Below are 14,743 nucleotides of genomic sequence, written 5' to 3'. Positions count from 1 at the left end.
GTGTGGCCCCTCGAGCGGTGTTTCGCCGTCAAGCGGACGGGCGTCCGGAGTGCCGCCGAGTCTCACCACCGCACTGTTCCACTGTCAACCGGAACGTCTGACTCGATCCTCCGCCTTGACATGTGGTCGCGATCACCACGACAGTGGGGCCGTCGCCAGGCTGACCGTTCTGCGGACATTCGTCCGCGACAGTCCGGTGACGGCCTGGAGGTAGACGATGTCCCAGCCCGACACCGACGTCGCGGGGCAGGCGACCGACCGCCCGGTCGTGCTGCGCAACGGCACCGTGCTGACCATGGACGACGCACACACCGTGCTGCCCGACGCCGACGTCCTCGTCGTGGACGGGAAGCTCGCCGCCGTCGGCCAGCAGCTCGACGTCCCGGCCGGGACCCTGGAGATCGACGCGCAGGGCGGCGTCGTGATGCCCGGCATGATCGACACCCACCGGCACATGTGGCAGACCGCGATGCGCGGCTACGGCGCCGACTGGACGCTCACCCAGTACTTCGTCTGGTACTACCTCGAGCACGGCAAGGCCTTCCGTCCCGAGGACGTTCACGCCGGCAACCTGCTGTCTGCCTGGGACGCCGTCGAGGCCGGGGTCACCACCACCGTCGACTGGTCGCACGGGCTGCAGACCGTCGACCACGCCGAGGCCGCCGCCGACGCCCTGCTCGCGGTGCCCGGCCGGTTCCTGCTGGCCTACGGCAACATCCAGGCCGGCCCGTGGGAGTGGGCCACCGACCCGGCCGTGCAGGCGTTCCTCAAGCGTCGCCAGGACGAGGGCAAGCTCGGCCTGCAGCTGGCCTTCGACGTCACCGGTGACCCGGCGTTCCCGGAGAAGCCCGCCTTCGAGGTGGCGCGCGAGCTCGGCCTGCCGGTCACCACGCACGCCGGCGTCTGGGGGGCCACCGGGGACGAGGGCATCCGGCTGATGCACGACAACGGCTTCATGACCCCCGAGACGGTCTACGTGCACGCCGCCACGCTGACCACCGACTCCTACCACCGGATCGCCGCGACCGGCGGCTCGATCTCGGTGTCCACGGAGTCCGAGCAGAGCGCCGGGCAGGGCTACCCGCCCACCTGGCAGGTGCGCCGGCACGGCATCCCGGTCTCGCTGTCGATGGACACCAGCGTGTGGTGGAGCAGCGACCTGTTCTCCGCGATGCGCAGCACGCTGGGCGCCGACCGCTCCCGCGAGCACCTGGAGGCGCACGCCCAGGGGCAGACGGTCACCCAGGTGCACCTGCGGGCCGAGCAGGTCGTCGACTGGGCCACCCGCGGCGGCGCGCTGGCGCTGGGCCGGGACGACCTGGGCAGCCTGGAGCCGGGCAAGCAGGGCGACGTCGTGCTGATCAAGAACGACCGGTCGCCGGTCTCCTTCCCGCTGCTGAACCCCTACGGGCACGTGGCCTTCCAGGCCCAGCGCGGCGACGTGCACACGGTGCTCGTCGGCGGCCGGGTGGTGAAGCACGAGCACCAGCTGGTCGGTGCCGACCTGGCCGCGGTGCGGCGGACCGTCGACGCGACGGTCGAGCACCTGCAGTCGACCCTCGGCCCGGAGGCGTGGGCGGCCGGCATGAACCCGGACCTGCCGGACGACGACGTCCTGGACAACCCGTACACCTACACCGAGTACAAGTCCACTCCACCCACGGAGCCCGGGGCAACGTGTTCGGCGAGCCCTCGCTGGACCAGCACAGCTCGCACTGAGCACCCGTCGCACCGCGCCGGCCCGGCGCGGTGCGACGCACCAGCAGCAACGGGACGGGGAGGTGGCGCGCGGTGGCAGGACGGGGCACGGGGCCGGACTTCGTGGAGGCGCTCGCGCGCGGGCTGGACGTGCTGGCCTGCTTCGACGCCGACCACCCGGTCATGTCACTGAGCGACGTCGCGACCGCCGCCGGGCTGGCCCGGCCGACCGCGCGACGGCTGCTGCTCACCCTGGAGGAGCTCGGGTTCGTCCGCTCCTCCGCCGGCGCCTTCCGGCTCACCCCGAAGGTGCTCACCCTCGGCATGGCCTACGTCGGGGCGCTGGGGCTGTGGGACATCGCCCGCCCGCACCTGGAGGCGCTGGTCGCGCAGACCGGTGAGTCCTCCTCGATGGCCCAGCTCGACGGCTCGGACATCGTCTACGTCGCCCGGGTCGCCGTCCCGAAGCTGATCACCCTGCGGGTGGAGATCGGGACGCGCTTCCCCGCCGTGCAGACCTCGCAGGGCAAGGTGCTGCTCGCCGGCCTCTCCCCCGCCGAGCTGGAGGCCACCCTGGCCGAGCCGAGCCGGGCCGGGCTGCCGACCTACATCGGCCGCTCGGCCGACCAGCTGCAGACCGAGCTGACCGAGGTCCGCGCCCGTGGCTGGGCACTGGCCGACGAGGAACTGGCCCCCGGCGTCCGCTCGGTCGCGGTGCCGGTCCGGGACGGCGCCGGCGCCGTGCGCGCCGCGATGAACGTGACGGTGCACGCCGCGGAGACCTCGACCGACCGGCTGCTCACCGAGCACCTCCCCCGACTGTTGCGCACCGCCGGCGACATCAGCGCCGAGTGGGCGCTGTGGCAGACCCGGCCGCACGTCGAGGTCACCCGCCGGCCGGACGGCTCGACCGCCGCCGGCTGACCCCGACGCGCCGCCGGGCGCCGCTCAGCTCGGGTCGGCCGCCGGGGCCCAGGTCTTGGCCACCATGGTGAGCACGTCGTAGGTGGCGACCGGCTGTCCGTCGCCGTCCACCACGACCGCGTCCCAGCGCACCTCGCCGTGGTCGGCGCCGCCCCGCGGGGTGATCTGCTTGGCGGTGAGGGTGACCGTCAGCTCCGCGCCGGGCTTGACCGGCGTCAGGAACCGCAGGTTGTCCACCCCGTAGTTGGCCAGCACCGGCCCCGGGTCCGGGTCGACGAACAGCCCCGCGGCCCAGGAGACGATCAGGTAGCCGTGCGCGACCCGCCCGCCGAACAGCGGGTTGGCTGCGGCGGCCGCCTCGTCCATGTGGGCGTAGAAGGTGTCCCCGGTGAACTCGGCGAAGTGCTCGATGTCGGCCAGGGTGACCGCACGCGGCCCGGCGGTCACCGAGTCCCCGATCCGCAGCTCGGCCAGCGACTTGCGGAACGGGTGCACGCCGTCGTCGGTGCGGGCGGCGCCGGTCACCCACCGGCGGCCGATCGTGGTCAGCATGTCCGGCGAACCCTGCACGGCGGTGCGCTGCATGTGGTGCAGCACCCCGCGGATGCCGCCGAGCTCCTCGCCACCGCCGGCCCGCCCGGGGCCGCCGTGCACCAGCACCGGCAGCGGGGAGCCGTGGCCGGTGTTCTCCCCGGCGTCGTCCCGGTCGAGCACCAGCACCCGGCCGTGCGCGTGCGCGGCACCGAGCACGAACTCCCGGGCGACCGCCGGGTCGTGGGTCACGATCGAGCCCACCAGGCTGCCCTGCCCGCGCGCGGCGAGCTCGACCGCGTGCGCCACGCCGTCGTAGGGCAGCACCGTGCTCACCGGCCCGAACGCCTCCACGTCGTGCGGCTCGCCGGCGGAGAGGTCGTCGCAGCGCAGCAGCATCGGCGGCAGGAAGGCGCCCCGGTCCCGGTCGGCGCCGACGACGGAGAAGTCGTCCGGGTCCCCGGCGACCAGGTCGGCGACACCGCGCAGCGCCTTCACCGCCCGGAGCACCTCCTGCCGCTGGTCCAGGCTGGCCAGCGCGCCCATGGTCACGCCCTCGGCACCCGGGGCACCGACGACGACCTCGGCCAGCTTCGCCCGGGTCGCCTCCACCACGTCGTCGGCCAGCTCGCGCGGCACCAGCGCCCGGCGGATGGCGGTGCACTTCTGCCCGGCCTTCACCGTCATCTCGGTGACCAGCTGGTCGACGAACAGGCCGAACTCGGGGGTGTCCGGGGTGGCGTCGGGGCCGAGCACCGCGCAGTTCAGCGAGTCGGCCTCGGCGTTGAAGCGCACCGAGTTCGCCACCACCGCGGGGTGGCTGCGCAGCTTGCGGGCGGTGGACGCGGAGCCGGTGAAGAACACCAGGTCCTGCCCGGCGAGCCCGTCGAGGACGCCGGCGGCGCTGCCGGCCAGCAGCTGCACGCTGCCCTCGGGGAGCAGCCCGCTGTCGACGATCGAGCGGACGACGGCCTCGGTCAGGTAGGCGGTCTGGCTGCCCGGCTTCACCACCGTCGGCACGCCGGCGATGAAGGCGGGGGCGAACTTCTCCAGGAAGCCCCAGACCGGGAAGTTGAAGGCGTTGACCTGCACCGCCACCCCGCGCAGCGGCGTGTACAGGTGCTGGCCGAGGAAGGTGCCGCCCCGGCCCAGCGGCTCAGGAGCGCCGTCCAGCACGACCGTGTCGTCGGGCAGCTCCCGGCGCGCCTTGCTCGCGTAGGACAGCAGCGTGCCGAAGCCGCCGTCGACGTCCACCGCGGTGTCCCGGTCGGTGCACCCGGTGCGCCGGGAGAGCGCGTAGAACGCGTCCTTCTCCGCCATCAACCGCAGGCCCAGCTGCTTGAGCAGCGCCGCACGCTGGTGGAAGGTCAGCTCGCGCAGCGCCGGGCCGCCGACCGAGCGGGCATGGTCGAGCATCCCCGGCACGTCCAGCCCGGCGCTGGACACCCGGACGACGGTCTCGCCGGTGACGGCGTCGGCGATCGGCGCCCCCTCGTCGGGGGCGGTGTACCAGCGGCCGGCGACGTAGCTCGGCAACATCGGTGCGGTCATCGGAGTGCCTCCGGGGGGACGGGTGCGGCTGCGGTGCGCAGGCCGCTGAAGGTGGTCGTGACCAGCGCGTCGGCCAGCGCCTCGGCGTCCAGGCCGCGCCCGGGGCGGTACCACTCGGTGAGGGAGTTGACGGTGCCGAACAGCAGCCGGCTGGTGACCGCGGGGTCGACGTCGGGCCGCACGTCGCCCTCCTCCTCCGCCGCGCGGACCAGGTCGGTGACGATCCGGTCGAACTCGCGGCGCCGGCCCAGCGCCTCGGACTCGACCGCGGAGTTCCCGCGCACCCGCAGCAGCAACGTGACGAACGGCAGCTGGGCGGTCAGCACCCGCACAGACCCGCGGACGACGTGCTCCAGCCGGTCGATGGCCGGACCCGTGAGCGCTCCCGGCTCGTCCAGGACGGCGAACAGCGCGTTCAGCGCCCGGTCCAGGGCGAGCCGCAGCAGCTCCACCTTGCTGGGCACGTGGTGGTAGATCGCCGACTTGGTGACGCCGAGCCGGGCCGCCAGCTCGTCCATGCTGGTCGCCTCGTACCCGCGCTCGATGAAGACGGCCACCGCGGTGTCCAGCAGCGAGTCCAGCGAGTGCCCGGGCCGCCCCCGCCGCGCCGGCGCGACCGTCATGCCCCGCTCCGCTCACGTCGATCGGTCAGCCGCTGCAGCTTGCCCACCGAGCGGGCCAGCGTCTCCGGGTCGACGACCGACACCTCGACGGTGATCCCGATGGTGTCCTTCACCGCGGTGCCGACCTCACGGGCCGCGGCGTCGCGGCGGTCGGCCGGGCAGTCCGGCCGGGCCTCCACGTGCACGGTCAGGTGGTCCATCCGGCCGCGGCTGGTCAGCTCGAGGGAGAAGTGCGGCGACAGCCCCGGCGTCCGGAGCACCACCTCCTCGATCTGCGTCGGGAAGACGTTGACCCCGCGCAGGATGATCATGTCGTCGGTCCGGCCGGTCACCTTCTCCATCCGGCGCATGCCCGGCCGGGCGGTGCCCGGCAGCAGCCGGGTCAGGTCGCGGGTGCGGTAGCGGATGACCGGCATCGCCTGCTTGGTCAGCGAGGTGAACACCAGCTCGCCCTGCTCCCCCTCGGGCAGCACCTCGCCGGTGTCCGGGTCGATGACCTCCGGGTAGAAGTGGTCCTCCCAGATGTGCAGACCGTCCTTGGTCTCGACGCACTCCTGCGCGATGCCCGGGCCCATGACCTCCGACAGGCCGTAGATGTCGATCGCCTCGATGTCCAGGCGCTCCTCCATCTCCCGGCGCATCTCCTCGGTCCACGGCTCGGCGCCGAAGATGCCGATCTGCAGCGAGCAAGCACGCGGGTCGAGGCCCTGCTTCTCGAACTCGTCGATGATCGTGAGCAGGTAGGACGGCGTCACCATGATCACCCGCGGCTGGAAGTCCTGGATCAGCTGCACCTGGCGGGGCGTCATGCCACCGGAGACCGGGATGACCGTGCAGCCCAGCTTCTCCGCGCCGTAGTGCGCGCCCAGCCCGCCGGTGAACAGGCCGTAGCCGTAGGCGTTGTGCAGCTTGTCGCCCGGGCGGCCGCCTGCCGCGCGGATGGAACGGGCCATGACGGTGGCCCAGGTGTCGATGTCGTCCTCGGTGTAGCCGACGACGGTCGGCTGCCCGGTGGTGCCCGAGGAGGCGTGCACCCGGCGGACCTGCTCCTGCGGGACGGCGAACATCCCGAACGGGTAGTTCTCCCGCAGGTCGGCCTTGCTGGTGGTCGGGAACCGCGCCAGGTCGGCGAGCTCGCGGCAGTCGTCGGGGTGCACGCCGGCGGCGTCGAACGCCGTCCGGTAGTGCGGGACGTTCGCGTAGACGTGCCGCAGGGTCCACTGCAGGCGCTCCAGCTGCAGCGCGCGCAGCTCGTCGACGCCCATCCGCTCGGCCGGGTCGAGCTGCGCCGGGTCGGGCGCCGAACCCAGCCGGCGGGAGCTCTCGTCCGTGCCCGTGGTCCCGGTCGCTGTGGTCATGGGCTGTTCCTCCGCGGTCGCCGAGCGTCGTTGCCGGCCGGCCGGCCGGGCGCACGGGGCACCCAAATACCGTCCAGGTGGTCAGTAACCAACTCCTCACCGGGACGGCTGTCAACCCGCGCCGCACCGTCCGGTGGGGACGGCTTGTGCCGCACCGCGCCAGGGTGGACACTGAATACCGACCGCATGGTCAGTAATTGATCGCCCAACGAGGGGACGACATGTCTGCGCCGACGCTGGACCGCCCGACTCCGGACGAGGCCGTGCTGCAGGAGCAGTTCGACGCCACGATCGCGGCCGACCACCGCATCGAGCCGCGCGACTGGATGCCCGAGGGCTACCGCAAGGGCCTGATCCGGCAGATCGCCCAGCACGCCCACTCAGAGATCATCGGCATGCAGCCCGAGGGCGACTGGCTGCTCGCCGCCCCCAGCCTGCGGCGCAAGGCGATCCTGCTGGCCAAGGTGCAGGACGAGGCCGGCCACGGGCTGTACCTCTACTCGGCCGCCGAGACCCTCGGCGCCGATCGGGCCGACCTCACCGACAAGCTCATCGAGCGCAAGCAGAAGTACAGCTCGATCTTCAACTACCCCACGCTCACCTACGCCGACGTCGGCGTCATCGGCTGGCTCGTCGACGGCGCGGCGATCTGCAACCAGGTGCCGCTGTGCCGGTCGAGCTACGGCCCCTACGCCCGCGCGATGATCCGGGTCTGCAAGGAGGAGTCCTTCCACCAGCGGCAGGGCTACGAGCTGCTGATGACGATGATGCGCGGCACCGACGCCCAGCGCGCGATGGTGCAGGACGCCGTCGACCGCTGGTGGTGGCCCTCGCTGATGATGTTCGGCCCGCCGGACGACGACAGCCCCAACTCGGCCCAGTCGATGGCGTGGGGCGTCAAGCGGCACAGCAACGACGAGCTGCGCCAGCGCTTCGTCGACATGACCGTGCCCCAGGCCGAGGTGCTCGGCGTGACGCTGCCCGACCCCGAGCTCGCGCTGGACCCCGAGACCGGCCGGTACCGCTTCGGTGCCATCGACTGGTCGGAGTTCAAGCAGGTGCTGGCCGGCAACGGGCCGTGCAACGACGAGCGGATCGCCCGCCGCCGGGCCGCCCGCGACGACAACGCGTGGGTCACCGAGGCCGCCACCGCCTACGCCGACAAGCACGCGGCCGTGAGCGCCTGATGAGCGACGCGGCTGCCGGCGGGTCGATGGGCGACGTCACCGCCGAGGGTGGGCACGGCGCCGTCCCCACCGGGCCGGGCGTGCCGGTGGCCGACCAGCCGGCCGTGAGCAAGCGCGACTGGCCGCTGTACGAGGTGTTCGTCCGCGGCAAGCGCGGGCTGAACCACGTGCACGTCGGCTCGCTGCACGCCCCCGACGACGAGATGGCCGTGCACGCCGCCCGGGACCTCTACACCCGGCGCAACGAGGGCGTGAGCATCTGGGTCGTGCGGGCCAGCGACATCACCGCCTCCAGCCCCGACGAGAAGGACCCGCTGTTCGCCCCCAGCGGCGACAAGGTCTACCGGCACCCGACGTTCTACGAGATCCCGGAGAACGTCCCCCACATGTAAAGGACCCCCTCGCCCCCCACTCGCCTCGTTCCTCGGCGAGCGGGCCCCTGCGAGGGGGCCGCAAGACGGCGCATCCGTTCCGGATGCGGCGGGCTGGCCTCGACGGGAAGGGAGCACCTCGTTGGCGCACGAAGAGACCGTGTACGAGGCGTTGGACCATGCGCACGGAGGCGAGGGGCAGTGGGCGTTCGGCACCGGCTTCGACGAGCCGCTGGCCGGGGTCGACACCACCGTGCCCGAGGGCATCGACCCGGCTGACCTGGGCGCGTACTGCCTGATGCTCGGCGACGACGCGCTGGTGCTCTGCCAGCGGCTCACGCAGTGGGTGACCAACGCCCCGGAGCTCGAAGAAGAGGTCGCCCTCGCCAACTGCGGGCTGGACCTGCTCGGCCAGGCCCGGCTGCTGCTGGCCCGGGCGGGCTCGGTCGGCGTGCTCGGCCGCAGCCGCGAGCGGGCGACGGCGAGCATCCCGGACGAGGACGCCCTCGCCTACTTCCGCGACCCCGACGAGTTCCGCCACTCCGGGCTGGTCGAGGCTCCCAACGGCGACTTCGGGCAGACCGTCGTCCGCCTGCTGGCCGCCTCGGCCTGGCGGCTGGCGCTCCTCAACCGGCTGCGCGAGTCCCGCGACCCGGTGCTCGCCGCGATCGCCGCCAAGGGGGTGCCCGAGCTGACCTACCACCGCGACCACGCCGCCCGCTGGGTGCTCCGGCTCGGCGACGGGACGCCGGAGTCTCACCGCCGCACCCAGGCCGGGGTCGACGCCGTCTGGCCGCTGCTCGCCGACCTGTTCACCGCCACCGACGTCGAGACCCGGCTGACCGCCGCCGGGGTGGCCGTCGACCCGGCGGAGCTCACCGACGAGGTGCGCGACGTGCTCACCCTCGTGCTCGAGCGGGCGACCCTCACCGTGCCCGAGTGGCCCACCCCGCAGCCCAGCCGCGGCCGCGCCGGCGAACACAGCGCCGAGTTCACCGCGCTGCTCACCGAGCTGCAGTCCACCGCCCGCGAACACCCGGCCGCGACCTGGTGACCGGCCCCACCACCCACCAAAATGGCCATTTTGGTGGGACCGACACGGACGCGCGGGCGGTGGCGGAGACGGTCACCGACCCCGAGCTGCCGATGCTGACGCTGGCCGATCTCGGGGTGCTGCGGGACGTCCGGGACGAGGACGGCACGGTCGTCGTGGAGATCACCCCCACCTACTCGGGCTGCCCGGCGATGGGCGTCATGCGCGCCGACCTGGTGCACGCGCTGCACCGGGCCGGGTTCGCCGACGTCGACGTCCGGACGGTCCTCTCCCCCGCCTGGAGCACCGACTGGATCAGCCCGGCCGGCCGCCGCAAGCTGGCCGCCGGCGGCATCGCACCCCCCGGTGACGCGCCGGTGCGCCGGACCGGTCCGGTGCCGCTGCAGCTCGGCCCGTCCCGGCGGACGGCGACCTGCCCGCAGTGCGGGGCGGCCGACACCGAGGAGATCAGCGAGTTCAGCGGGACCGCGTGCAAGGCGATGCGCCGCTGCCGGGTCTGCCTGGAGCCCTTCGAGCACCTCAAGGAGATCTGATGACGGCCCCCGCCCGCCGGCGTCCGCAGTTCCACCCGCTGAAGGTCGCCCAGGTCGAGCGGCTCACCGACGACGCCGTGGCGGTCACCTTCGACGTCCCACCGGAGCTGGCCGAGGACTACTCGTTCCGCCCCGGCCAGGCGCTGACCCTGCGCCGGGTGGACGGCGACCGGGACGAGCGGCGCTCGTACTCCATCTGCTCGCCGGTCGGTGCCGCACCCCGGGTCGGGGTCCGCGAGGTGCCCGGCGGCTTCTTCTCCGCCTACCTGGTGAACGAGGTGCGGCCGGGCGACGAGATCGAGGTGCTGCCCCCGTCGGGCACGTTCACCGCCGACCTGTCGGTGTCCGGTGACCACGTGTTCGTCGTCGCCGGTTCCGGGGTCACGCCGGTGCTCTCGCTGGCCGCCACCGTGCTGCGGGACGGCGAGTCGACGGTGACCGTCTTCTACGGCAACCGGCGCACCAACACGGTGATGTTCGCCGACGAGCTCGCCGACCTGAAGGACCGCTACGGCACCCGGCTGCAGCTGGTGCACGTGCTCTCCCGCGAGCCGCGGGACGCCGAGCTGACCAGTGGCCGGCTGGACGGCGACCGGCTGCGCACCCTGGTCGACGCCTTCACCGACGCGCCGCAGGTCGACCACTGGTGGCTGTGCGGACCGCACGGCATGGTCACCCACGCCCGGGAGCTGCTCACCGAGCTGGGGGTGCCGGCCGAGCGGGTGCACCAGGAGCTGTTCTACGTCGACGACCTGCCGCCGGAGCCGGTCCGCGGCGACGACCAGACCGTCGAGGGCCCCAGCAGCTCGGTGACTATCGTGCTGGACGGCCGCACCACCACACTGACGCTGCCGCGCGGGGTGCCGGTGCTCGACTCGGCGCAGCAGGTGCGCGGCGACCTGCCGTTCGCCTGCAAGGGCGGGGTGTGCGGCACCTGCCGGGCCCGGGTGACGGACGGCGAGGTGGAGATGCGCCGCAACTACGCGCTGGACCCCGGCGAGGTGGATGCCGGGTACGTGCTGACCTGCCAGTCGCTGCCGCTGACCGACGAGGTCACGGTCGACTACGACGCCTGAGGCGCCCGGCTGCGGACGGGGAAGCCCGTCCGCAGCCGGCCGCACCACTTCAGTTGGAGAGCATGAACACCGTGGTGCTCTGGTACTCCTCGCCCGGCTGCAGCTCGGTGGAGGGGAAGTCGGGCTGGTTCGGGGAGTCCGGGAAGTGCTGGGTCTCCAGCGCCAGCCCGTCACCCTGCCGGTAGACACTGCCGCCGGTGCCGACGATCGTGCCGTCGAGGAAGTTGCCGGAGTAGAATTGCAGGCCCGGCTCGGTGGTGGCGATGGTGAGGGTCCGGCCGCTGTCCGGGTCGTGCAGCACGGCAGCCTTCTCCAGGGCGTCCTCGCTGTCCGAGCCCTCGCGCGCGCCGTCGTCCTCGCGGTCGAGCACCCAGTTGTGGTCGTAGCCCTGGCCGTACAGGATCTGCTGGTCTGCCACCCGGATCCGCTCCCCGATCGCGGTGGGCTCACGGAAGTCGAACGGCGTGCCCTCGACCGGCGCGATCTCCCCGGTGGGGATGAGCGTCTCGTCGACCGGGGTGTACGCGTCGGCGTCGATCTTCAGCTCGTGGTCGTAGATGGTGCCGGACCCCTCGCCGCCGAGGTTCCAGTAGGTGTGCTGGGTGAGGTTCACGACCGTCGGTGCGTCGGTGGTGGCCTCGTAGCGGACGGCCAGCCGGTTGTGCTCGTCCATGGCGTAGGTGACCGCGGTGGTGAGGGTGCCGGGGAAGCCCTGGTCGCCGGCCGGGCTGACCAGCTCCAGCCGCAGCGCCGCCACGCGCTCGTTGCCGACGGGGGTCGCCGTCCACACCCGGTCGTCGAACCCGTCAGGGCCGCCGTGCAGGGTGTTCGGGCCGTCGTTGAGCGGCAGCTGGTAGGTCTCCCCGGCCAGGTCGAAGGTGCCGCCGGCGATGCGGTTGCCGTAGCGGCCGATCAGCGAGCCGAAGTACGGGTCGGCGTCCGAGGCATAGCCGGCCACGTCCGGGAAGCCCAGGACGACGTTCTCCACGTCCCCGTCCTCGTCGGGCACCTCCAGGGTCTGGATGACACCGCCGTAGGTGAGCACCCGGACCGTCATGTCGCCGTTGCTCAGCGTCCAGCGCTCGACCGGGGTGCCGTCGGGCGCGGTGCCGAAGGGCTCGACGGTCGTGCTCGCGGAGCCGCGGTCGGAGCCGCCGCCGCGCCCGGGGTGGCCCTCACCCGCGGCGGCCGGTGCGGCCGCGCTGCCGACGAGGAGGCCGGTGCTGAGGGTGGCCACCAGGGGCCAGTGGCGCCGTCGGTGCCGGCGGCTCGGCGCGGCGGCCGACTGACGGGAGGAGGGCAGGGTGGCGCGTCCAGGCATGCGGGACTCCGGTGTCCGTGGTGGTCCACCGGCGTCATCGCGCGGTGGCGGGGGCCGTGCCCCGCAGCACCAGGAACGGCGAACGGGGTCGTGCCCTCGGTCAGTCCGGTGGAACGCGCCCGACCGTAGGGAGGTCAGCGGAATGGTGTCAATGGGACGTCTGGGGTTGCGCGTATGGCCCGGGACCACGGCTCGGAACCAGCTTCCACGTCTGGATCGCGCCCGGGCTGGGCATGGACGTGGTCGACCCGGGTGAGCCGTGCCCGGGGACCCGAGCCCCTCCGGCGGCCCGGCGTGGCCTCCGGTCCACGAGTGCGCCGCGGTGGGGCTCCCGTCCTGGGAGGAGAGACCCATGGCCGACACCCCCGACTCCGGTCACTCGGAAGAGCCCGGAATCCGCCAGCGGATCGCCAACGGCGGCTGGCAGCTCTACGCCCTGGAGTTCCTGGCCCTGCTGGTGGTCTTCGGCTGGATGTTCATCACGGTGTACTTCGGTGGTGGCGAGGGCCCCTGGTGATCCGGCCCAGCGGTTGGTCCTGGCGGGCCGGGGTAGGCACCCGCCGTGCGTGAGATGGACCCCAAGGACCCCAGCACCCTCTACGCGGAGGGGCCGGTCGCCGACGAGCCACCGGACGACGACGTCCCCGAGTCGTCCCCCGTCCGTGACTCCGGGGGCACCGGGCCGGGGCCGGACGACCTCGACCGGCTGCTCTGAGCGACGTCCCGCCCGACGCGGACGACGGACCTGCGGGACACTGGGGCGTGACCGAGGCACCCGTGGCACTGGCGACCACGAACTGGGCAGGCAACCACACCTATCGCGCGACGGAGCTGCGCCGGCCGGAGTCGCTGGCCGAGCTGCAGGAGACGATCACGAACGCCCGGCAGGTGCGGGTGCTGGGTTCACGGCACTCCTTCACCGCCATCGGCGACAGCGCCGAGCTGGTGTCGCTGGAGGCGATGACCTCCGACCGGGTCGACGTGAGCAGCGACCGGCGCACGGTCACCGTCGATGCGGGTCTGCGGTACGGCGAGCTGGCTGCCGCCCTGCACCGGGAGGGCCTGGCACTGCACAACCTGGCCTCGCTCCCGCACATCTCGATCGCCGGCGCGGTGGCCACTGCCACCCACGGATCCGGCGTCGGTAACGGCAACCTGGCGACGGCGGTCGCCGGCCTGGAGCTGGTGACCTCCAGCGGGGAGCTGGTCCGGTGCGCCCGCGGCGACGCCGACTTCGACGGCATGGTGGTCGGGCTCGGCGCCCTCGGGGCGGTCACCCGGATGACCCTCGACGTCGAGCCGGCCTTCGACGTGCAGCAGCGGGTGTTCGAGCAGCTGCCCTGGGACACGCTGTACGGCAACCTGGACGAGGTCCTGTCGGCCGGCTACAGCGTCAGCCTGTTCACGGGGCTGGGACCGAGCGTGGACATGATCTGGGTGAAGTCCCGCACCGACGTCGCCGGCTCCCCCGCCGGTGACCTGTTCGGCGCGGTCGAGGCCGCCACCGAGCGGCACCCGCTGCCCGGCATCGACCCGGCGCCCACCACCGCGCAGCTGGGCAGCCCCGGGCGCTGGTCGGACCGCCTGCCGCACTTCCGGATGGGCTTCACCCCGAGCAACGGCAACGAGATCCAGTCCGAGTACCTGCTGCCCCGCACCGCAGGGGTGGAGGCGCTGGAGGTGCTGCGCTCGTTGGCACACCGGATCCGGCCGCTGCTGCAGGTCTGTGAGATCCGCACGGTCGCCGCCGACGAGCTGTGGATGAGCACCGCGTACGGCCAGCCCACCCTCGGCCTGCACTTCACCTGGCTGCCCGCCCAGGCCGACGTCGAGGAGCTGCTGGTCGAGCTGGAGGCCCGGCTGCTGGCGCTAGGTGCGCGCCCGCACTGGGGCAAGCTCTTCCTCGCCGACGCGGCCACCCTCGCCCCCAGGTACCCGCGTCACGCCGACTTCCTGGCCCTGGTCGACCGGCTCGACCCGCGCGGCACCTTCCGCAACGACTGGCTCGAGCGCCACGTCCTCGACAACGTCTAACACCGCCGGCCGCCGGCCGCCGCTGCGATGCACGCAGCGGGCACGGCACCCTGAGCGGCCCACTCAGGGCCACACGGTCGGACGCTGCCGTCATCCGGCGGCATGGTGCATGGTGATCATGTGGACCAGCGGGAGCCCGGATGGGCAGTTCGTCATGCGCAGGATCCGATGCGTCCGCTGGCTTCACTCCTCGCCGTGCTCACCGGGCTTCTCCTCGCTGCGGCGAACGACTGGCAGTGGCCTGCGCTGCTCCTGATCGGGCTCGGACTCGCGTCGCTGGCCTGGACGTACTACGTCAGACACCGGTCGCCCCAGCCGAGCGGCGCGAGAACAGACGACAACGCCACGGACTAGGTGTACTGCCCGGACAGGTTGGTGCAGCGCTGCGATGAGCAGCTGATCTTGATGTGAGGAGGGACCTCCGGGTTGGGTGTGGGAGCCGCCAAGCACCCGCACCGACCCAGGAGGTCCCTCGTGGTCCA

Annotated in this window: 14 protein-coding genes; 10 read left to right on the top strand and 4 right to left on the bottom strand. The window is 72.9% G+C overall.

Annotated elements, in window-relative coordinates:
- The first annotated feature begins 217 nt into the window (after positions 1 to 217).
- Together G5C62_RS00070 and G5C62_RS00065 are read left to right on the top strand one after the other, a co-directional pair.
- Entirely contained in the window at positions 218 to 1,891 is a 1,674-nt protein-coding gene (locus G5C62_RS00070; protein WP_241175633.1) for an amidohydrolase family protein, read from the top strand.
- Positions 1,792 to 2,622, top strand: a complete 831-nt coding sequence (locus G5C62_RS00065; protein ID WP_164699646.1) for an IclR family transcriptional regulator C-terminal domain-containing protein — start codon at positions 1,792 to 1,794, stop codon at positions 2,620 to 2,622. Before G5C62_RS00070 ends, G5C62_RS00065 begins: the two co-directional genes overlap by 100 nt.
- A gap of 24 nt (positions 2,623 to 2,646) precedes the next feature.
- Here the strand turns inward: G5C62_RS00065 and paaZ are convergent, their stop codons facing one another.
- Genes paaZ through paaK form a run of 3 tightly spaced genes read right to left on the bottom strand, consistent with a single transcriptional unit; the run spans position 2,647 to position 6,685 of the window.
- A complete protein-coding gene (gene paaZ / locus G5C62_RS00060; RefSeq protein ID WP_164699645.1) occupies positions 2,647 to 4,704 on the bottom strand; it encodes a phenylacetic acid degradation bifunctional protein PaaZ in 2,058 nt (685 codons plus the stop codon).
- A complete protein-coding gene (locus G5C62_RS00055; RefSeq protein WP_036336881.1) occupies positions 4,701 to 5,327 on the bottom strand; it encodes a TetR/AcrR family transcriptional regulator in 627 nt (208 codons plus the stop codon). The genes paaZ and G5C62_RS00055 overlap by 4 nt, the downstream gene beginning before the upstream one ends.
- A complete protein-coding gene (paaK, locus tag G5C62_RS00050; RefSeq protein WP_164699644.1) occupies positions 5,324 to 6,685 on the bottom strand; it encodes a phenylacetate--CoA ligase PaaK in 1,362 nt (453 codons plus the stop codon). The genes G5C62_RS00055 and paaK overlap by 4 nt, the downstream gene beginning before the upstream one ends.
- 221 nt (positions 6,686 to 6,906) lie before the next feature.
- Here paaK and paaA point away from each other — a divergent pair, with 221 nt between their 5' ends.
- The 5 genes from paaA to paaE all read left to right on the top strand — a co-directional run bounded on the left by paaA (position 6,907) and on the right by paaE (position 10,906).
- Positions 6,907 to 7,872: a 1,2-phenylacetyl-CoA epoxidase subunit PaaA gene (gene paaA / locus G5C62_RS00045; protein WP_164699643.1), complete on the top strand. Its 966-nt coding sequence runs from the start codon at positions 6,907 to 6,909 to the stop codon at positions 7,870 to 7,872.
- Positions 7,872 to 8,264, top strand: coding sequence for a 1,2-phenylacetyl-CoA epoxidase subunit PaaB (paaB, locus tag G5C62_RS00040; protein WP_346774109.1), 393 nt, complete (start codon positions 7,872 to 7,874; stop codon positions 8,262 to 8,264). Before paaA ends, paaB begins: the two co-directional genes overlap by 1 nt.
- Before the next feature lie 121 nt (positions 8,265 to 8,385).
- On the top strand, positions 8,386 to 9,297 hold the full coding sequence (paaC, locus tag G5C62_RS00035; RefSeq protein WP_164699642.1) for a 1,2-phenylacetyl-CoA epoxidase subunit PaaC: 912 nt from the start codon (positions 8,386 to 8,388) through the stop codon (positions 9,295 to 9,297).
- Complete coding sequence (paaD, locus tag G5C62_RS00030) at positions 9,294 to 9,830, top strand: 1,2-phenylacetyl-CoA epoxidase subunit PaaD (protein WP_164699641.1); 537 nt, start codon at positions 9,294 to 9,296, stop codon at positions 9,828 to 9,830. Before paaC ends, paaD begins: the two co-directional genes overlap by 4 nt.
- A complete protein-coding gene (paaE, locus tag G5C62_RS00025) occupies positions 9,830 to 10,906 on the top strand; it encodes a 1,2-phenylacetyl-CoA epoxidase subunit PaaE (RefSeq protein WP_164699640.1) in 1,077 nt (358 codons plus the stop codon). The genes paaD and paaE overlap by 1 nt, the downstream gene beginning before the upstream one ends.
- Before the next feature lie 49 nt (positions 10,907 to 10,955).
- On the opposite strand, the gene G5C62_RS00020 is transcribed toward paaE, so the two are convergent.
- Positions 10,956 to 12,227 carry an aldose epimerase family protein gene (locus tag G5C62_RS00020; protein ID WP_164699639.1) on the bottom strand — a complete coding sequence of 424 codons (1,272 nt, stop codon included), beginning with the start codon at positions 12,225 to 12,227 and terminating at the stop codon, positions 10,956 to 10,958.
- 352 nt (positions 12,228 to 12,579) lie between these two features.
- Here G5C62_RS00020 and G5C62_RS00015 point away from each other — a divergent pair, with 352 nt between their 5' ends.
- From G5C62_RS00015 to G5C62_RS00005, 3 genes are read left to right on the top strand one after another with little or no spacing between them, the layout of a single operon-like run.
- A complete protein-coding gene (locus G5C62_RS00015) occupies positions 12,580 to 12,744 on the top strand; it encodes a hypothetical protein (protein ID WP_164699638.1) in 165 nt (54 codons plus the stop codon).
- Positions 12,745 to 12,789: 45 nt separating this feature from the next.
- On the top strand, positions 12,790 to 12,942 hold the full coding sequence (locus tag G5C62_RS00010) for a hypothetical protein (protein WP_164699637.1): 153 nt from the start codon (positions 12,790 to 12,792) through the stop codon (positions 12,940 to 12,942).
- Positions 12,943 to 12,989: 47 nt separating this feature from the next.
- Complete coding sequence (locus G5C62_RS00005) at positions 12,990 to 14,261, top strand: D-arabinono-1,4-lactone oxidase (RefSeq protein ID WP_164699636.1); 1,272 nt, start codon at positions 12,990 to 12,992, stop codon at positions 14,259 to 14,261.
- Positions 14,262 to 14,743 lie beyond the last annotated feature (482 nt).

This window comes from Modestobacter sp. KNN46-3 (genome assembly GCF_011039295.1).
This window is presented reverse-complemented; position numbering and strand designations above follow the sequence as displayed.